Genomic DNA, 18332 nt, shown 5'->3' with positions numbered 1-18332 from the left:
GGCACCCCCGCCCGGAATGCGCCCGCCGGGATTCCGTCCGCGTGGTATGCGTTGACGTCATGGACTTCCGCGAGGTCTCCCTGACCGCCCTCCGGGTCTTCCGGGCCGTGGCCGACGAGGGCACCTTCACCGCGGCCGCCGCCGCGCTCGGCTACACGCAGTCCGCCGTGTCCCGGCAGATCGCCTCCGTGGAACGGGCCGCGGGCACCACGCTGCTGGAACGGCGCCGCGACGGCGTACGGCTGACCGCCGCCGGGCACCTCGTCCTGCGCCGCGCCACCGACGTGCTCGACGGCATCGACCTCACCGCCCGCGAACTGTCCGGCCTCCCCGCCGACGGCGGCACCGTGCGGCTCGGCTGGATCCCCAGCGCGGGCGCCGCCCTGCTGCCCCGCGCCCTGACCGCCCTGCGCGCGAGCCACCCCGGGATCACGGTGACCACGCGGGAGGGCAGCACGCCCGAGCTGGTACGGGCGCTGCGCAGCGGGGGCCTCGACCTGGCGCTCCTCAGCTCGGCGCCGCCGTTCCGGCCGCCGGACGCGGAATCGCCGGCGCTGGTGACGCGCACCCTCGCCGAACGCGGCCTCTGCCTCGCGCTGCCCGCCTCCCACCCCCTGGCCCGACGCGACTACGTCGACGTCGCGGACCTGCGCGGGCGGCACTGGATCGCGGCACCCGCGTCCGCCGGTGACCGGGTCATGGGCGTCTGGCCCGGCCTGGACGAGCGCCCCGAGATCGTGCACACCGCCCGGGACTGGCTGGCCAAGCTGCACCTGGTCGCCGCGGGCCTCGGCTTCACCACCGTCTCCGCGTCCCTCGCCCCCGTCGCGCCCGAGGGCGTACGCGTCCTGCCGGTGCGCGGCGGGCCGCAGGAACAGCGCCGCCTGGTGCTCGCCCGGCTGCCCGGCCCGCTCCCGGAGGCGACGGAACGCGTCGCGGAGGCGCTGAGGGCGGCCGTCGTGGAGGGCGACACGCTGCCGTGACGACGGGACGCGGGACCCGTCGCACCGTACGCGCGTACGGCACGGCCGGGTACGCGCGTACCGCCTACGCCCCGCCCCCGGCGGAGCCGTCACCGGGCGCCGCCAGCCGCAGGTGCACCTCGGTCCGGGCGTCGGGGGCCGACGTCAGCGGATAGCGCTCGACCTCGGTGAATCCCCGCCGCGCGGCGAACCGGAGGCCGTCGGCGGCGGCCTCCAGGACGAACGTCTCCACCGTGCGCGCGCCGAGGGCGAGGGCGTGCCGCAGTCCCCGCTCGTACAGGTGGGCGCCCAGTCCCCGGCCGCGGTGGGCGGGCAGTACGCGCGCGATGACGGTGGCGGCGGCCGCGTCCCGCGCGGTCGCAGGCGCCGGTGGGCGGACCGTCGAGCAGCCGATCGGTTCGCCGTCGAGCAGGGCGATCTCCAGGTGGTTGCGCCGTGCGCGCTCGCGCACCTCGGCGAGCGTCAGCGCGCAGGGCGGCACGACCAGGTTGTGCACGTACCGCCAGTGCAGCAGGTCGGCTTCGCCGTCGACGGGCCGGACGTCGGGGGTCGTCATGACGGGCAGCAAAGCCCGGCCGGTGCGTCCGCGTCAACGGAATACCGGGCGCGGGGCGACCGGGGGCGGGAGCTCGGAGAACATTGGACGAACATGTTCGTCAGGAACTTGTTCGTTACGAACATGTTCGTTACGATGGGAGGCGTGACCGAGAAGCAGCCCCCCTCCCGCAGCCGTCGCGAACGGCCCGCCAAGCCCGCCCTGACCTACGAGGGCATCGTCGGGTCGGCGGTCCGGATCATGCGCGCCGAGGGCCTGGGCCGCGTCACCATGCGGCGGCTCGCCCAGGAGCTCGACACCGGCCCCGCGTCGCTGTACGTCTACGTCGCCGGCACCGCCGAACTGCACGCGGCGATCCTGGACGAACTGCTGGGCGCGGTGGACCTGAGCCCGGTCGGCGCCGAGGGCGACTGGCAGGACCGGCTCTCCGCCGTGCTGGCGTCCTACACCCAGGTCCTGTTCGACAACCCCGGCCTGGCCCGGTCGGCGCTGGTGGCGCGGCCCTCCGGCCGCAACTACCTCGCCCTCGTGGAGGCCGTGCTCGCGGTCCTGCACCAGGGCGGCGTGCCCGACGCGCAGGCCGCGTGGGGCATCGACGTCCTGCTGCTGGTGGCGACCGCGACGGCCGCCGAGCAGTCCACCCGCGCCGCCGACGACCGCGCCGAGGAGGACACCGAGGCCCTCGTCGGCGCCCTGCACACGGTGGACGCGGCCACCCACCCCCGTATCGCCGCGCTCGCCGACGAGCTGATCTCCGGCCCCCCGGAGGCCCGGTTCGCCTGGACCTTCCGCGCCGTGATCAACGGCACCCTCGCCACGCCCCGGCCGGAGCCCGAGCCCCGGCCGGCCCCCACTCGCAAGGAGCAGCCATGACGGACACGACCGGCAACAGCGGCCCCGCGGCCGTACCCCACCACCCCGTGACCGTCGTCGGCGGCGGACTCGGCGGGCTCATGCTCGCGCGCGTCCTGCACGTCAACGGCATCGGGGCGACCGTCCTCGACCTCGAACCGTCCGCCGACGCGCGCACCCAGGGCGGCATGCTCGACATCCACGAGGAGACCGGACAGGCCGCGCTGCGCGAGGCCCGGCTGTACGAAGCGTTCCGTGCCAAGGTCCACCCCGGCGGCGAGGCCGTCCGCATCCTCGACCGGCACGCGAACGTACTGCGCGAGGAGGAGGACGACGGCACCGGCGGCCGACCCGAGATCGACCGCGGCGACCTGCGCGACCTGCTGCTCGGTTCGCTCCCGGCGGGCACCGTGCGCTGGAACGCGAAGGCCGTCTCCGCGCGCTCCCTCGGCGACGGCCGGCACGAGGTCACCCTCGCCGACGGCTCGCGCCTCACCACCGACCTGCTGGTCGGCGCCGACGGGGCCTGGTCCCGGATCCGTCCGCTGCTCTCCGACGCCACCCCCGCGTACAGCGGCGTCTCCTTCGTCGAACTCGACCTCCTCGACGCCGACGCCCGGCACCCCGAGGCCGCCCGCACGATCGGCGGCGGCATGTTCTTCGCCCTGGGCGACCACAAGGCGTTCCTCGCCCACCGCGAGACCGACGGCAGCCTGCACGTCTACACCGGGCTGCGCGTCGCCGAGGACCGGCTGTCCGCCGTCGACTTCACCGACCCGGGGACCGCGAAGGCGACGCTGCTCGGGGAGTTCACCGACTGGGCGCCCGAACTGCGCCGCCTGGTCATCGAGGCGGACGGCCCGCTCGTCCCGCGGCTCATCCACGCGCTGCCCGTCGGGCACCGCTGGGAGCGGGTGCCGGGCGTGACACTCCTCGGCGACGCCGCGCACCTGATGTCACCCTTCGCGGGAGAGGGCGCGAACCTCGCCCTGATCGACGGCGCGGACCTCGGCCGCTGCCTCGCCGCGCACCCCGGCGACCCGGAGGCGGCACTCGCGGAGTACGAGGCACTGCTGTTCCCCCGGGCCGAGCGGACCGCACGGGAGTCCGTCGCCGGACTGGCCGCGATCTTCAACGACGACGCGCCGCAGTCCCTGCTCGACATGTTCGCGGGCCACGACGCCGCACCGGAGGCATGAGGCCCGCGGACCGGCGGCCGCTCGGGGCCGGGATCAAATCAAGTGCGGTGCGCACGGCCGCCGCCGCACACTTCCCCGGTGAGTACCCACACCGGCCCGGACTCCGTACCGACCGCCCAGGACCGCGCGCTCCAACACGTGGCGGGGCTGTCGTCGGGCGGCCCGCTCGGGTCCGCCTACCGGCTGACCATGAACTTCCACCCCGACCGGGCGGCGACGGGCGGCCGTGACGTCCTCACGGCGATGGCCCAGGACGGCGTCTACCGCTCCCAGTTCGTGACCCGCACCGGCAACGGCGGTCTGACCGCGCACCCCGGCGGCGACCGCTGGCTCTGGGAGAGCCGCATCTTCGGCGGGGCCTACGACAGCGCGCCCGCCGCCGAGCGGCCCGTCTACGGCGCGCTGAACTTCCGGCGGGACGTGGCGGGCGGGGCGCCCCGGTTCGGCTCCTCGTACTTCCGGCTGACCGCGCGGACCCTGGCGAGGGCCACGTTCTGCTACCCGGACAGTTCCACCGGCCCCACGGCCTTCGCCACGGCCGGGCGCTTCTCGCTCCTCGGCCCCGCCTCGGCGGACGGTCCCGACGCCCTCGACCGTCATGTCGAGGCCCAGATCCACGGGCCGGTCCGCTTCGACCGCGACGTCGAGGCACTGGTCCTGGACGCCTGCTACCGGGGCACCCCCGTCGAACACGCCGCGCGGCGCCTGCCCTGCGCGCTCGAATGGCACCCGGGCTTCCGCCTCACCGTCGCCGCACTGCGCCGGCATCCCGGGTACCGCGGACTCTGCCGCGTCGTGCTGGGCGAACGGATCGCGGTGGACGGGGAGTTGACGCCGGCGGTGATCGGCGACGCCGTGCGGGCGGGCCTCGACGACCCGCAGAACCTGAAGAAGGTGTGGCACTGCCTCGCGCGGTTCGGGGCGCCGCACGGCCGTACCGTGCGCGACGGGCAACGGCCGGCCGTCGGCGCCGACAACACCCCTGGCCACGAAGCGCGTTGAGCCCCCACCACCCGACGGGCGGCAGCCGGCGACGCCGGTCGGGACGTCCGCGGCCGGTCGCCGCGGACACGCCGAGGGGGCGGTACGCGCGCGTACCGCCCCCTCGGCGCAGGGCCGTTCGGCTACAGCCGTATGTCGTGCCGCACGTCGCGGTCCGTGTCCCGCACCGTCAGCGTCTCGGCACGCGGCGAGTGGTCGGGCGCCGACACCACGAGCGTGTGCGAGCCGGGCCGCAGGTCCAGGCGGTAGCGGCCGTGCTCGGCGTATCCCCGGGCGACCCGCTGACCGCGCGCGTTGATCACGGTGAGCCGCGCCGGGCACCCCTCGGGATGCAGCTCGCACAGCACACCGCCCGACACGGCGACGGTGACGGCACCGGCGGCGGAGGCCGTGTCCCGTACGTCCCCGTCGGCGAAGGCCACCGACCGGGCGGTCCCGGACGCGTCCCCGGCGGTCGCGCCCGCGGGGGTCGCGCCCGGGGACGCCGAACCCGGAGCCCGTGCCGGGGCCGGCACGGCTGCTCCGTCCTGCCGCTCGCCGGTCCCGGGCCGCCCGTCCAGCGACGGGTGCCGGGGCTGGTTCCACGCGGCCACGACCGACCTGGTGCGCCGCTGCATGGGAGAGGTCCGTCCCGGCTGCCCGGGGACGGCGGGGCCGCCGGTCTCGACGGCCATGCCCGACTGCTCGGCGAAGGCGGCGAGCGTCTCGTCGAGGGCGTCGAGCTCCCGCAGCGCGAGGTTCAGCCGCCGCGCCCGCGGGCCGGGCGCTGCGGGACGGAGTTCGTTCTCCAGCTCCCTGATCAGGGGGCTCACCCTGCGCCAGGGGTGCTGCGCGGAGCCGGTCTCCAGGTGGAGGTCGAGGGCGCGCAGCGAGTCGCCGAGGGTGGTGGTGACAAGCCGGCCCCGCTCGGTGAGCCGGGCGGACAGGTCGATGTCCATGTCGGCGGCCGCGGCGAGCGCTCGGACGTGGCCCGTCGCCGTCGTCAGCAGCGCGACGCGGTTGTCGGCGCCGCGTCCGCGGACACCGAGCGGCATCCGCACCAGAGGCCGGGCCACGGCCGTGAGCTGGAACAGCGCCGCCTCCACAGACCGGGCCGCGCCGCGCAGCCGTACCGGGCTCTCCGGCTCGCCCCAGCGCGCGGCGACCTGCGTGGTCAGGTGTTCCACCGCGCCCACGAAACCGCGTTCGGCCTCGCGGACGACCGCCCGGCTCGACAGCGGGAAGATCAGCGCGGCACACGCCGTCGCGACCAGTATTCCGAGCCCGTTGTCGAGCAGCCGCTCGCCGAGCAGGTGGTCCATTCCGCTGTCGGGCGTCGTCATGCCGTACATCTGCACGAGTGCCGCGACGAGACCGGTGACCCAGTACCCGTAGGCGCGCTGCATGCCCCACGCGCCGAACGAGATGCCGAGGACGATGACGGTGAGCGTCAGGTAGATGTGATCGCGCCCGATCAGGTGCAGCAGGAGCACACCGATGACGGCGCCGGCCACGGTGCCGACCATGCGGTGGCCGAACTTGCGCAGCCGTTCGTGCGTGGTGTTGGTGCCGAACAGCGTGATCATCACGCCGACCAGGCCCCAGTAGAAGCGCTGCGGGTCGATGCTGTCCACGATCGGGCAGACGATCGCGGCGGCCACGCCCGCGTGCAGCGGCGCCCGGAGGTACGGGACCGCACGATGCCAGCCGCTCTCGCTGCGGGCCGAGAGCGCCCGGCCGGCGGGCCCGGCGGACCCGGGAACGCGGTTGTTCTCCAGGGCCACCGCGGGCTGGAACGGCACGGCGGCGGGTGTCCTCGGGGTGTTCCTGCCGAGGGTGAGCCAGTCGAGGAGCGAGCCGGCCAGCGAGTCGAGCAGGTCGGCGACCCGGCGTGCCACCGTCGCCGCCTCGGCGTCACCGGGCCGTGCGGCGGGGTCGTGCAGCACGGCGTCCGCGCGGTCGCGGATCATCCGCACGGCGGGGCGCAGGCCGTCGGCGTGGGCGGGTGCCGTGTCGCGGGCGAGCTGGAGCCCGACGGCCAGGGCCTCGCGCAACTGCGCGGGCGGGTCGAGCCGGGAGAGGTCCTGGACCGCCTGTCCGATGCCGCGCAGCGCGAGCTCGGCGTCGAAGAGGTAGCGGTGCAGCAGCTCCGTCGTCGCCGGGTCGGCGGCCAGCTCCGGCTGGGCGAGGCGGCCGTCGATGGTGACGGTCACGACGTTCAGGCGCCGCAGCGACCGGCTCATGCGGCGTGCGACGCGCTGCTGGTCGGCGTCCGGGTCGAGGGTGTCGACGGCGGTGTCGGCAAGGCGGCGCGCCTCCACGACGAAGGCGCGCTGCGTGCGCAGCAGGTCCTCGCGGGGCATCGGGTAGCAGAGCAGCAGCCGGGTGCCGAGCACCCCGGCCGCGCCGACCAGGGCGGCGAGGAACGCCTTGCCCACCATGTTGGTCGGGATGCCCGCGATGCTGCCGATCATGAAGCCGTTGAACAGCATCATCCCGGTGAGCAGGGGCAGCTTCCCGAACCGGGCGAGGAAGAAGGTCAGGGCCAGCGCGGTCGCGTTGAGGGCGATCTCCACCGCGCGGTGGGCGTGCAGGCTCGCGGCCAGCCACAGGACGGCGCCGAAGGGGAACGGCATCCACATGATGGACTGGGTCAGCTGCGTCCAGGTGTTCTCCGCGATGGCGAACGCGCTCATCAGGCCCATCATCCCGGCGACCATCATGCCGATCATGGACGGGATGCCGAGCGCGTGGGACATGCCGTAGCCGACGGCGAGACCGGTGACCATGGCCACGAACGACCGCCAGCCGGACTGGAGTTGACCGAGGCCGGGGTCGGTGACCAGGACCCAGTCCCACCAGCGGCGCGGGCCGCCGACGCGGTGCGGTGTCACGTCGGCGCGATGTGCGGGGGAGTGGGTGCGGACGGTGTCCCCGTCCGAGGGTCCGGCGTGGGGCGATATCGCCCCGTGACGTGCGGCCGAGTCCGGCCGGGCTGCGCCTGGGCTGGTCAACTGACCTCCGATTCCATGGCGTTGGCGAGTTTGACGACGGCTTCACGGGCGTCGCTCACGGCGCGCTCCGAGTCGTCGATGGTGCTGTCGAGCGCTTCCCGCAGGGCCACGGCCATGCGCTGCCGTCCCCGTTCGAGGAGCTGCCGGCCGGCGGGCGTGAGAGTCGTCTCCACCGCGCGGCGGTCGTCGGTGCAGCGGTGCCGCTCGACGAGACCGGCCTCCTCCAGCTTCTTGAGGAGCATGGTGACGCGCGGCTGGACCATCCCGGTCCGGGCGGCGACCGCGGTGACGCGCAGCGGAGCCGCGTCCAGGGAGTCCAGGACGGACACCTCGCTGCGGGTGAGGCCGTAGTCGCCCGCCTTGAACAGGCTGCGCGTCAGCCGTCCGATCCCGCTCAGCAGTCCCCGGGCCGCGTCCTCGATGCGCTGTTCGTCCGAGGTGTCGGGGGCCGCGGGGGATAGATGCATATCGAAAGTATATACATGTCGGCCCGACACGTCCGACCTCGACGGCGGCGCGGCCGGGCGGAGGCGTCGCCCGCCCGGGGAAGCGGCTCCCGGGTGCCTCCTGCGGGTGCCGGGCAGGCCGGCGGTTCTCGGGTGCGAACGTTTCGCGGTGCCGGGGCGGCGGGCGCGAGGTGCGAGGGCGCGAGGGGCGCGGCCCGGTTCCGTGGCGGCGGTCGCTCGTTCGTCTTCTCGGCGGGGACTTTCCCGGCCGCCGTCCCCGTCGGCGGGGCGCGATCGCGGCCAAGTTGGCCGAACTCCGCTCCTCGACTTGTCGACTCCGTCATCCTGGGCGTGTGCGGCGGATCGAACGCGGCCGTCCGGCCGTGCGCACCACGGCGCCAACCGTCGAGCGGGACGCGCGTTGTGCCCTTTTCGTGCGTGGTCACGGGGTAACCGGAAGGCCGTCTATCACAGTCGTGAACGTTGTGTTCGAATCTGGGGCGAGATCACGCGGACTGGTGAAGCGGAACGTTTTTTCACCCCGGAAGCAGCCATCGCCGTGACTAGCATGGCCCGCACGCAAGTGCCGCTGCGGCCGGCCGATGTGGATCCGTGTGCGCGGTCGTGCGCACATGTGCGGATCCGGTCGGTGTTCGCGTCCGCGGACGGCACGCTCGGAGCCGACACGTCATTGGGGAACGCGGAATGGCACATCCGGTCGCAGCCCGCTCTCGCCCGTCGCCCGCAGGTCTGGTGTGGCCGGCCGTCGGCGTCGCGCTGATCGCAGGGGCCGGCGCCGCACTCGTCCTGGCCGCGCCCCGGCAGGGACGCCTCCTCCTCGCCGGTGTGGCCGTCGTCGCCGGAGTCTGCGTCCTCCTCCTCGGTGCCTCACTGTCCCGCGCGCGCCGTCTGCTCCGGGACCGGTCCGAGGCGCGGGCCGCCGAACTCGCCCAGGCGCGGGCCGAGATGTCCTACCTGGTGAACGCCGTGCTGCCGCGGCTGGCGTCCGGCGAGGACGACGGCGCCACGGGCGGCGACCCCGCCGGACACCCGTGGCAGCCGTCCGACCCGGGACTGTCCACCGTCGTCAACGCGTTGAGCGGGACCCTGCACGCCGCCCGCCGCCGGACCGCGGCCGCGGAGGCGGAGCGCGACGCGGCCGTCGCCGAACTCAACGGCGTCACGGACGACTTGAGGCTGCTCGTGGCCCGCACGGTGCCCGGCGCCGTGCGACGGCTGCGCGAGGGGGCGTCGCTCGACACCCTCCGCAAGGAGCAGGACCGCGAGGTTCCCTTCGGGGAGTCCGTGCGGCCGGTCGCGGACGTCGTCGTCCGTGAACTGGCCATCAGCGAGAGGCGGTTCGCCGCCGCCCAGGCCGCGAGCGTGAAGGCGCTCGGCCGCGTCCAGGCCAAGGCCGTGAGCATGCTGGCCGACCTGCGCGAGATGCAGGACCGGCACGACGAGTCCGTCCTCGGCGACCTGCTCAGGCTCGACCACAACACCTCCCAACTCGGCCTGCTCACCGACCGGTTGGCCCTCCTCCTCGGTGGCCGCACCAGCCGCTCGTGGAACAAGCCCATCCCGATGGAGAGCATCCTGCGGGGCGCGGTGGGCCGCATCGCCGCCTACCGCCGGGTCACCCTCAACTGCGCGAGCGACGCCACGATCGCGGGCTACGCCGCCGAGGGCGTGATGCACCTGCTGGCCGAGGTGATGGACAACGCCGCCAACTTCTCGGCCCCCATCGACCAGGTCCACGTCTACGTCGAGGAACGCGCCGCGGGCATCGTCGTCACCGTCGAGGACGGCGGCCTGAAGATGGCCGACGCGGCGATGCGCCGGGCCGAGGAGGCGGTGTCCGGGTCCGCCAGTGACCTGGCCACCCTCCAGGGGACCCGGCTCGGGCTCGCCGTCGTGGGCCGGCTCGCCCTCAAGTACGGCATCGCCGTGAGCTTCCGCCCCTCCTCGCGCGGCGGCACGGGCGTCGTCGTCCTGGTGCCGACCCAGTTGCTGTCACAGCAGCGCACGCCCCCGGGCGTACGACAGGGAAGGCGCACGGGCGCACAGGGGAACGCGGGCGGCACGGGCGCCGGTACGCCGCACCCGGCCCCCGCGACGCGCGGCGCGGACGCGTCACGCCCACCGGGGCAGGCCGCCGGGGACACCGGATCCGTCCCGGCCGCCGGGGCGGGCCCCGCGCCCCGGAGCGGGATCGCCCCGCCACGCCGCCCGCAGGACGCCGGGGGCGTCCCGCCGTACCCGCCGCGCGACAACGGAGACAACTCGACCACCCCGGGCGGGCTGCCGGTGCGCGCGCCGGGCCGGACGATGGCCGCCGTCGACCACACCCGCACGGTCGCCGACCGGCCCGCGGACACCCGCCCCCGGCGCAGTGCGGGCGACAGCTTCGGAGCGTTCCACAGCGCGCGCAGGGCGGCTGCCGGGGGAGACGCCACGGGAGCGCACGCCCGCCCCGCCCCGCCCCCCGAACCCGCCGCCGCGGAACCCACCGCACCGGACGGCTCCGGTGCCGAGGCCGGTGCGGCAGGCCCCGCCGGGGCGACCGACCCGACGTCCGCGGACTGATGCGCGGCCCTGTCCGACCGTCGGGCCCCTCGCCGGCCGGACGGGTCCGCCGTCCGGCTTCCCGCCGCCGACGGGCGACCGGCCGGACGCCCGTCGGACCGCGGACCCGCCCCGGCTCCCGCCGTCCGGCGGCCCCGTGACGGACGGCGCACAGCCCCGCCCCCCACAGACGGACGACCGCCCCCCAAGGCGACAACCGCCCGTCACAGACCGGAGATTGGAGGAAAGGACCGGTGTCCGGGCCCAGCCTGTTCACCAGCTCCCCACCGCCTCATGCAACAGACGACCGACTCCTCACTCACCTGGCTGCTCGACGCGCTCCTCGAACGCACCCCCGGCACCCGGCACGCCCTGGTCCTCTCCCGCGACGGCCTGAAACTCTGCTGGAGCCGCCAGCTCGACGTCGACCAGGCCGACCAGCTCTCCGCGATCGCCTCCGGGATGCAGGCCCTCGCACAGGGTGCCTCCGTCGAGTTCGGCGACGGCAGCGGGGGAGTGCGCCACTCGATGACCGAGTTCTACGGCGGTCTGCTCTTCATCGTCGAGGCGGGCGAGGGCGCCCATCTCGCCGTCGTCGCGGCGGACGGGGCCGAACCGGCCGTCGTGGGCCACCACATGACGGAACTGGTGGAGCAGATCGGCGACCATCTGCGGGCCGAGGCCCGCGGCACTCACAGGGAAGGCTGACCTCTGTGGCACGACGTCCGGTCGACACCGGAGATCCCGACCGGCTCTACACGATCACCGGCGGACGCAGTGCGGCGCCCGACGACCTCGACCTCGTGTCCCTCATCGTCAGCGAGTGCGAACCGGCGCGCGGCATGCAGTCGGAGCACACCCGGATCCTCGAACTGTGCCGCCGCCCCACCGCGTTGGTAGAGATCTGCGCCGAACTGCGCCTGCCCGTCACGGTGGTGCGCATCCTCGTGGGCGACCTGCTGGCCATGGCCAAGGTCACCGCACGCCACCCCCGCGCCGCACGGGCCGTCGCCGACCTGCCCGAATCCGAACTGCTCCTAGAGGTTCTCCATGGACTCCGCAACCTTTGACCTGCCCGCCGCCCGCACCCCGCTGGGTTCGGCGGCCGAGACCGGTCTCAAGATCGTCGTCGTGGGCGGGTTCGGCGTGGGGAAGACCACCCTGGTCCGGTCGGTCAGCGAGATCCGCCCCCTCAACACCGAGGAGGTCATGACCGAGGCCGGAGTCGGCATCGACCGGACGGCGGGACTGCCCGACAAGTCCACCACCACCGTTGCCTTCGACTTCGGCCGGATCAGCCTGAGCGAACGCATGGTGCTCTACCTGTTCGGCGCGCCCGGCCAGGAGCGGTTCTGGTTCCTCTGGGACCGGCTGTTCAGCGGCACGCTGGGCGCCGTCGTCCTCGTCGACACCCGGCGGATGAGCGAGTGCTGGTACGCGATAGACAGGCTCGAACACCACCGGACGCCGTTCGTCGTCGCGGTCAACCGGTTCGAGAACGACACCAGCGTGTTCTCGCTCTCCGAGATCCGCCAGGCCCTCGCGCTCTCCGACCACGTGCCGATGGTCGACTGCGACGCGCGCGTGCGCAACTCCGGCAAGAACGTGCTCATCACGCTTGTCGACCACCTCTACGAACTGGCCACGGCCCGGGAGGCGACCCGATGACCGACCACGCGACCAGCTCCGTCCCGCACCCCTCCGCCCCGTCCGGATCCGGCCCCAACGCCGGTGCCGCGTACGCCGGTTGTCCCGTCAGTCCGGAGGCGGTGCCGTTGAGCGGCATCGCCTACCAGCAGAGTCCCGCCGTCGTGTACCAGGAGATGCGGCGCCTGCACGGGCCGGTCGCCCCCGTCCTGCTCGACGGCGGCATCCCGGCCTGGCTGGTGCTCGGGTATCCCGAACTCTCCTACGTCACCGCGCACGACGACCTGTTCGCACGGGACTCGCGCCGCTGGAACCAGTGGGAGAACATTCCGGCGGACTGGCCGCTGCTGCCGTTCGTCGGCTACCAGCCCTCCGTACTGTTCACCGAGGGCGCCGAGCACCAGCGCAGGTCCGGCGTCATCAGCGCGGCACTCGAAGAGGTCGACCAGTTCGAGCTGGGCGTCAACTGCCGCCGTATCGCGGACGAGTTGATCGACGGCTTCGTGGGCAGCGGCGAGGCCGAGCTGATGAGCGCCTACGCCCACCCCGTCCCGATGCGGGCGGCCGTCGAGATGTGCGGCATGGCGGCCGGCAGCGCCGACACCGACGACCTCGTCTCCGACCTGCGGACCTCGCTGGACGCCTCCGAGGGCGAGGACCCGGTCGCCGCCTACGTCCGGGTCCAGGAGCGCATCCAGCGGCTGGTGAAGGACAAGCGGGCCCAGCCGGGACCCGACGTCGCCTCCCGCATGCTCACCAATCCGGCCGGGCTCACCGACGACGAGGTGGTCCAGGACCTCATCTCCGTCATCGCCGCCGCGCAGCAGCCGACCGCCAACTGGATCTGCAACACCCTGCGGCTGCTGCTCACCGACGACCGGTTCGCCCTCAACGTCTCCGGGGGCCGCGTCAGCGTTGGCCAGGCACTGAACGAGGTGCTGTGGATGGACACCCCGACCCAGAACTTCATCGGCCGCTGGGCCGTGCGCGACACCCAGCTCGGCGGACGCCGCATCAAGGCCGGCGACTGCGTCGTGCTGGGTCTCGCCGCCGCCAACACCGATCCGCAGATCTGGCCCCAGGGCGACCTCGGTGCCGAGGGCAACGGCGCGCACCTGTCGTTCAGCAACGGCGAGCACCGCTGCCCGTATCCGGCGCCGCTGCTCGCCGACGTCATCGCCCGCACGGCGGTGGAGACACTCCTCGAACGGCTGCCGGACGTGGTGCTCGCCATCGAGGCGGAGGAACTGGTGTGGCGGCCCTCGGTGTGGATGCGCGGGCTGACGTCCCTGCCGGTGGAGTTCACGCCGTCCGTGCAGTGACAGCCACGTGAGGCCCCGGGGTGAGCCCGCCGTGCAAAGGCCGTGCCCGGGACGGACGGTGCCGGCGCCGCCCCGGGAGGCCGTCCGCGGTGCGCGCGGGCGGCCGGTGCGGCCGGTCGAAGCGCCGCAGCGCGGCCACGGCACCTGATCGGCCCGGAACCGTGTGCGCGCTCCCCGATCCGGCCGGGCACCCCTGCCGCTTCCACGCGTGTTCCGCGCGTGCCGCCGGGACGGCGGCGGGGCCGGCCGGGTCAGGGGCCCGTCACCCCTCGCGCCGCTCAGGCCACCGTGAAGCGCACCGGCAACGACTGCGGTCCCCGGGTGAACACGCCCTGTTCGGCTGGCCGGAAATCGTCGTCCAGGCGCAGGTCCGGCATCGCGTCGAGAAGCTGGTTGACGCCGATCTCCACCTCGGCACGCGCGAGCAGGGCGCCGACGCAGAAGTGCCGCCCCAGGGCGAAGGCCAAGTGGTCGGCGGCGGCCGAAAACGCGCTCGTGGTCGTCAGGTCGTCGCGGAAGATGTTGAACCGGTCGGGCTCCGCGTAGCGCTCGGGGTCGCGGTTCGCCGCGCCGATCAGGCACGTCACGGTCTTGCCCGCGGGGATCGTGCCGCCGGACACCTCGACGTCCACGGCCGACTGCCGCATGATCATGTGGACGGGCGGGGTGAACCGGAGGGTCTCCGCGAACGCCCGGTCGATCAGGGATCGTTCGGCCCGCACGGCCTCCAACTGGTCCGGATTCACCAGCAGGTTGGCGAAGATACTGGCGATGGCCTTGTCCGTGGTCTCGCCGCCCGCGGCGAGCAGCAGGCTGCAGAACGCCTTGATGTCCTCGTCGCTCATCCGCACACCGTCCACCTCGGCGGCGCACAGCGCGGACAGCAGATCGTCGCCCAGGTTGTCGCGCCGGTGCCGGATGATCGGCAGCATGTACTCGGCGAACTCCACGCGGGTGCGCTCCCCGGCGGCGGTCACCTCCGGGTCGCCCGCCAGGTTGCCGAGGAACGCGATCACGGACGTGTACCAGCGGTGGAAGCGCTCGTGGTCGCCCTTGTCCAGACCGAGCATGTCCGCGATCACGTTCACCGGGAACCGCGTCGCGAAGTCGGCCACGATGTCCGCGCGGCCCGACTCCCTGAAGCCGTCGATGAGTTCACGGGCGTTCGCCTCGATCACCGGCAGGAACTTGTCCTGGAGGTCCCGGCCGCGGAACGCCGGCGCGACCAGGGCCCTGCGCACCGCGTGCTCGCGCCCGCTGAGCTGGAGGATCGTCTTGCCGTGCACGGGCTCGATCTGCCAGCCGTAGTTGTCGGTGGTGAACTGGCCCTCGCGGTCCTTGAAGACCCGCTCCACGTCCTCGTACCGCGACAGGATGTAACTCTGGGTGGCCTCGTGCCAGATGAGTGGCGCGCTGCCGCGCATGACGCCGTAGGCGGGGTACGGGTCCTCGGCGAATTCCCTGGACAGGATGTCGGGCAGGTCAGGCGCGGTGGTCACGAACGACTCCTCGGTGCGTCAACAGACGGACACCGCAAGGCTATTGATCACATGGCGCCGGTCACAGGGCAATATTGGCCGCACCTGCCCGCACGCCGCCCCCATTCGGTCGCGAACGGGCGGACACCCCCGTGAAGGCAGGTGTCCGCCCGTTCGTACCGGCGTCAGGGTGCCGGCGTCAGCGGTGCCTCAACAGGCGCCCTCGTCCTGCCAGACGCCCCAGTCCGAGGCCACCGGGGTCTCGTTCTGGGTCCACCACTTGGCCTTCCAGTTGTGCTTGTTGTACGAGACCTCGTTGCCGGCCACGTACACCGCGCTCGAACTCCACGCCGTCTTGCACCCGGTACCGGTCGTCGGGGTGGGCGTGGGCGTGGGAGTGCCCGTCGGGGTCGGGGTGGAGGTGGGGGGAGTGGCACCGGCGAACTTCACCGAGTACTTCGCGAAGTCCCACGAGTTCTGCGCCACGCTGGAGCAAGTACCCGACGTCGTACCGCCGTTGTCGACCGGGCTGCACTGCCGGTCGCGGTTGAGGGACCAGAACGTGAAGCGGTCCATGTTGTGGCTGGTGGCGAAGTCCAGCACGGTCTGGAAGTCGGCCTGCGTGAACACCTCGCCCGTGTCGCTGCGCCCGTTCATGCCGGAGAAGCCCTCGTGGGCGTAGGCGGTCGCGGCGTCCCAGCCGAAGGTCGACTGGAGGATCGAGTTGAAGTTGGTCAGCGCGCTGGTCTGTGACGCGGCGCCGTTGAAGCCGCCGTCGAACGGCATGATGGAGAAGTTGTTCGGGGTGAACCCCTGCGACTTCGCCTCCAGCAGCATCTGCTTGCCGAACCAGCCGGTGCCGTCCGCCGTGCCCGCCGTGGTCACGGAGACGTAGAGCCCGGCGTTGTTCTGCTGGAGGATCTTGGCGGCGCCGATCTCGTTCTTGATGGCCGCCGTGTTCTCGTACTCCGGCTCCTCCAGGTCGAAGTCGATCGCGTGCAGGCCGTACTTGGTGATGACCTGCTGGTACGCGGCCGCGGTCGACGCCGCGTCGGAGCAGACCTGGCCGAGCTTCGTGCCGCCGTACCCGCCGATGGAGACGGAGACGTCACCGCCCTTGGCGCGGATGGTGTTGATGACGGACTGCACTGCGGTGTCCGAGGACACGGCCGAGGTGCCGCCCCAAGTGGGGGAGCAGCCACCGCCGTTGGGGGCGAGGACGAACGCCAGCTGGAACGCCTTGAGGCCGGTGGCGTCCATGATGGCGCCGGCGTCCGGCGGGTTGTTGTCGGTCGGCATGAGGTAGGGGGCCGCCGCGTACCAGCGGTTGCTGAGCGCGGTGGTCGCGCCCGAGGCGCTGCCCGCGACGAACGCGATCGAACCCGCTGCGGCGAGTCCGACGGCGGTTGCCGCGCCCAGACATGCGCGAAGACGTCTCACTGCGTGCCTCCGGGGGAGAGGGGGGAAGTTGCCCCAGCTTCCCGGTGGCGTCGTGATCACGTCAACGGTTTGGACTAGACCAAATGGCACTTTGGACTAGACCATGCAAACTCTTTACCTGTGCCGACCGGTGCGGGCCCCGGCCGCCGTCGCTGCCGGGGCCCGCATCGCGGACCGCTCAGCCGTCGCGCCGCCTGCGCTTCAGCGTGAAGCTCTCGAACTCCTTCAACTGCCCCTGCGTGCCCACGACGTCGTAGTACGTGACCTTGATCGACGTGGTGCCGCCGGGCCTGCTGCCCGGGTCGACCTCGAACGAGGCGAAGCCGTACGAGTTGGCCGCGTCGCGCACCGCCGACCAGGGCGCGTCCTCACGCGTGTAGACCGCCGTGCGCTTGCCGGTCGTCGCGTCCGGGTCGGCCACCGACGTGATGACGCGGCAGGCCGGCGGCGTGAAGAACAACTGGTTGGAGGGCGCCGAGGTGCCGCCACCGCCGATCACCATGTGCACGGTGCCCTGCGTCGTGTCGATGACGTCCGTGTCAGTGGCCGCCGGGATCGGGGTGAGCGTGGCGTTCTCCTGCCGGCCGCGCAGCGGGTGGGACCGCTCGTAGTGGTGCTCGTGGCCGCAGACCACCAGGTCCACGCCGTACCGGTCGAACAGCGGCAGCCACTCCTGGCGGATGCCCAGGTCGGCACCGTTGAACTGGTCGGCGGTGCTCACCGCCACCTGGTGCATGCACACCACGATCCAGTCGATGCCCTTGTCGGCGCGGGCCGCCTTCAACTCCTTCTGGAGCCAGGCCTTCTGGGCCCCGCCGGAGTAGCCGCGCACGTAGCTGTTGCCGCCGTCCTGGAGGCAGACGTCGTCGTTCGCGAGGAAGATGACCCTCACCGCGCCCGCCGTGACCGAGTACCAGAGGCCCTTGGTGGTGTCCGTCTGGCCGTCCTGGCGCGGGGTCGCGAAATAGGTCTGGAAGGCCTGGTAGCCGATGGGCCCGTTGCCCAGCTCGTTCTCGTGGTTGCCGGGGGCCGGCATCCACGGCCGGTGCCGGGCGCTGCGCGTGTTGTTGTCCCAGAAGTCGGACCAGGTGCGCACCCGGTCCGTCGACAGGTTCGCGTAGCAGAGGTCGCCGTTGAACAGGTGGAACAGCGGCCGCACCCGCTCCACGCCGGCGGGCAGGTTCCCCGCCGCCGGGCTGCCCAGGTTGTCGTTGACGTAGACGCCGTTCGCCAGCTTGCCCATCGTCGGGGTGCCCTGGTCGCCGAAGCTGGTGAACACCACCTTGGCGCGGCCCTTCGGCGCGGTCGTGAAGGTGCCGAACTCCGCCTGGGCGCCCTCGTGCACCGCGAAGTACAGGTAGTCCGTGTCCGGCTTCAGGCCGGTGACGCGCGCGTGGTGCGCGTACACCACGGTGCCCGACTTGGCGTCGGTGTAGCTGACGGTGTCGGCGGAACGGCTGCGGGAGTAGGCGCCGTGGGCGTCACCGAGCAGCACACGCGCGTTCCGGACCGGCTGGAGGGTGTGCCAGGACACCACGACCTCGGTGGCCGCGTCGGCCCCGAACTGGAGGTGCAGACCGGCCACGGTGGGAGTCGTGACGGGATCGCCGGCCGCGCCGGGGGCGGCGGCCCGCTCCCGGTCCGCACCGGACGCGGGTGCCGCGCTCGCCGTACCGCCGAGCAGGGGAGAGGCCGCGATGCCCGCACCGGCCGCGCCGGCGGCGGCGAGGATTCCGCGACGGGAGAGAAGTGAGGCGAAGAGTCTGTCGTCGGAGTGCATGGGGCCACGGTGCCGCTCGGGGCGAGCGGGCAGGTGAGCGCCGGATGGCCCCCGGGTGAACGCCGCGCG

General features: G+C 73.3%; 15 protein-coding genes. 9 read left to right on the top strand and 6 right to left on the bottom strand.

Features of this window, described 5'->3' with window-relative positions:
* Window positions 1-59: 59 nt before the first annotated feature.
* Window positions 60-983, top strand: a complete 924-nt coding sequence (locus tag ACFZA0_RS08285) for a LysR substrate-binding domain-containing protein (RefSeq protein ID WP_391013163.1) — start codon at window positions 60-62, stop codon at window positions 981-983.
* A gap of 64 nt (window positions 984-1047) precedes the next feature.
* On the opposite strand, the gene ACFZA0_RS08280 is transcribed toward ACFZA0_RS08285, so the two are convergent.
* Window positions 1048-1539: a GNAT family N-acetyltransferase gene (locus tag ACFZA0_RS08280; RefSeq protein ID WP_391013161.1), complete on the bottom strand. Its 492-nt coding sequence runs from the start codon at window positions 1537-1539 to the stop codon at window positions 1048-1050.
* A 135-nt stretch (window positions 1540-1674) separates the two neighbouring features.
* Here ACFZA0_RS08280 and ACFZA0_RS08275 point away from each other — a divergent pair, with 135 nt between their 5' ends.
* From ACFZA0_RS08275 to ACFZA0_RS08265, 3 genes are all read left to right on the top strand, one after another.
* Entirely contained in the window at window positions 1675-2412 is a 738-nt protein-coding gene (locus ACFZA0_RS08275) for a TetR/AcrR family transcriptional regulator C-terminal domain-containing protein (protein ID WP_391013159.1), read from the top strand.
* On the top strand, window positions 2409-3590 hold the full coding sequence (locus ACFZA0_RS08270) for an FAD-dependent monooxygenase (protein ID WP_391013158.1): 1182 nt from the start codon (window positions 2409-2411) through the stop codon (window positions 3588-3590). The genes ACFZA0_RS08275 and ACFZA0_RS08270 overlap by 4 nt, the downstream gene beginning before the upstream one ends.
* A gap of 189 nt (window positions 3591-3779) precedes the next feature.
* A complete protein-coding gene (locus ACFZA0_RS08265; RefSeq protein ID WP_391013552.1) occupies window positions 3780-4592 on the top strand; it encodes a DUF3626 domain-containing protein in 813 nt (270 codons plus the stop codon).
* Between the two features lie 122 nt (window positions 4593-4714).
* Here ACFZA0_RS08265 and ACFZA0_RS08260 read toward each other — a convergent pair whose 3' ends face one another.
* Both ACFZA0_RS08260 and ACFZA0_RS08255 read right to left on the bottom strand, forming a co-directional pair.
* Window positions 4715-7465, bottom strand: coding sequence for an FUSC family protein (locus ACFZA0_RS08260; protein ID WP_391013156.1), 2751 nt, complete (start codon window positions 7463-7465; stop codon window positions 4715-4717).
* Window positions 7466-7581: 116 nt separating this feature from the next.
* A complete protein-coding gene (locus tag ACFZA0_RS08255; RefSeq protein WP_391013154.1) occupies window positions 7582-8052 on the bottom strand; it encodes a MarR family transcriptional regulator in 471 nt (156 codons plus the stop codon).
* Between the two features lie 684 nt (window positions 8053-8736).
* Between ACFZA0_RS08255 and ACFZA0_RS08250 the strand changes: the two genes are divergently transcribed.
* The 5 genes from ACFZA0_RS08250 (at window position 8737) to ACFZA0_RS08230 (ending at window position 13565) form a co-directional block, all read left to right on the top strand.
* The gene (locus tag ACFZA0_RS08250; protein ID WP_391013152.1) at window positions 8737-10617 is read left to right on the top strand and encodes an ATP-binding protein; all 1881 of its coding nucleotides are present in this window, start codon (window positions 8737-8739) and stop codon (window positions 10615-10617) included.
* A gap of 273 nt (window positions 10618-10890) precedes the next feature.
* The gene (locus ACFZA0_RS08245; protein ID WP_391013150.1) at window positions 10891-11304 is read left to right on the top strand and encodes a roadblock/LC7 domain-containing protein; all 414 of its coding nucleotides are present in this window, start codon (window positions 10891-10893) and stop codon (window positions 11302-11304) included.
* A 5-nt stretch (window positions 11305-11309) separates the two neighbouring features.
* Complete coding sequence (locus tag ACFZA0_RS08240; protein ID WP_391013148.1) at window positions 11310-11666, top strand: DUF742 domain-containing protein; 357 nt, start codon at window positions 11310-11312, stop codon at window positions 11664-11666.
* Window positions 11647-12264, top strand: coding sequence for an ATP/GTP-binding protein (locus tag ACFZA0_RS08235; protein ID WP_391013146.1), 618 nt, complete (start codon window positions 11647-11649; stop codon window positions 12262-12264). The genes ACFZA0_RS08240 and ACFZA0_RS08235 overlap by 20 nt, the downstream gene beginning before the upstream one ends.
* A complete protein-coding gene (locus tag ACFZA0_RS08230; protein WP_391013144.1) occupies window positions 12261-13565 on the top strand; it encodes a cytochrome P450 in 1305 nt (434 codons plus the stop codon). Before ACFZA0_RS08235 ends, ACFZA0_RS08230 begins: the two co-directional genes overlap by 4 nt.
* Before the next feature lie 278 nt (window positions 13566-13843).
* Here ACFZA0_RS08230 and ACFZA0_RS08225 read toward each other — a convergent pair whose 3' ends face one another.
* From ACFZA0_RS08225 to ACFZA0_RS08215, 3 genes are all read right to left on the bottom strand, one after another.
* Window positions 13844-15064: a cytochrome P450 gene (locus ACFZA0_RS08225; protein ID WP_391013142.1), complete on the bottom strand. Its 1221-nt coding sequence runs from the start codon at window positions 15062-15064 to the stop codon at window positions 13844-13846.
* 189 nt (window positions 15065-15253) lie between these two features.
* On the bottom strand, window positions 15254-16483 hold the full coding sequence (locus ACFZA0_RS08220) for a carbohydrate-binding protein (RefSeq protein WP_391013140.1): 1230 nt from the start codon (window positions 16481-16483) through the stop codon (window positions 15254-15256).
* 178 nt (window positions 16484-16661) lie between these two features.
* Window positions 16662-18263, bottom strand: a complete 1602-nt coding sequence (locus tag ACFZA0_RS08215; protein ID WP_391013138.1) for a fibronectin type III domain-containing protein — start codon at window positions 18261-18263, stop codon at window positions 16662-16664.
* Between the last annotated feature and the right edge of the window lie 69 nt (window positions 18264-18332).

The sequence above is a fragment of the Streptomyces sp. NPDC008150 genome, assembly GCF_042956945.1.
Lineage (GTDB): Bacteria > Actinomycetota > Actinomycetes > Streptomycetales > Streptomycetaceae > Streptomyces.
The sequence above is the reverse complement of the archived record's forward strand: the minus strand, read 5'-3'. Positions and strand labels throughout refer to the sequence as shown.

Bases quoted from the DNA above. Each gene is read 5' to 3' on its own strand.
- ACFZA0_RS08250 (WP_391013152.1), top strand. From the start codon at position 8,737: ATGGCACATCCGGTCGCAGCCCGCTCTCGCCCGTCGCCCGCAGGTCTG.
- ACFZA0_RS08280 (WP_391013161.1), bottom strand. From the start codon at position 1,539: ATGACGACCCCCGACGTCCGGCCCGTCGACGGCGAAGCCGACCTGCTG.
- ACFZA0_RS08285 (WP_391013163.1), top strand. From the start codon at position 60: ATGGACTTCCGCGAGGTCTCCCTGACCGCCCTCCGGGTCTTCCGGGCC.
- ACFZA0_RS08215 (WP_391013138.1), bottom strand. From the start codon at position 18,263: ATGCACTCCGACGACAGACTCTTCGCCTCACTTCTCTCCCGTCGCGGA.
- ACFZA0_RS08235 (WP_391013146.1), top strand. From the start codon at position 11,647: ATGGACTCCGCAACCTTTGACCTGCCCGCCGCCCGCACCCCGCTGGGT.
- ACFZA0_RS08255 (WP_391013154.1), bottom strand. From the start codon at position 8,052: ATGCATCTATCCCCCGCGGCCCCCGACACCTCGGACGAACAGCGCATC.
- ACFZA0_RS08265 (WP_391013552.1), top strand. From the start codon at position 3,780: ATGAACTTCCACCCCGACCGGGCGGCGACGGGCGGCCGTGACGTCCTC.
- ACFZA0_RS08275 (WP_391013159.1), top strand. From the start codon at position 1,675: ATGGGAGGCGTGACCGAGAAGCAGCCCCCCTCCCGCAGCCGTCGCGAA.
- ACFZA0_RS08270 (WP_391013158.1), top strand. From the start codon at position 2,409: ATGACGGACACGACCGGCAACAGCGGCCCCGCGGCCGTACCCCACCAC.
- ACFZA0_RS08230 (WP_391013144.1), top strand. From the start codon at position 12,261: ATGACCGACCACGCGACCAGCTCCGTCCCGCACCCCTCCGCCCCGTCC.
- ACFZA0_RS08245 (WP_391013150.1), top strand. From the start codon at position 10,891: ATGCAACAGACGACCGACTCCTCACTCACCTGGCTGCTCGACGCGCTC.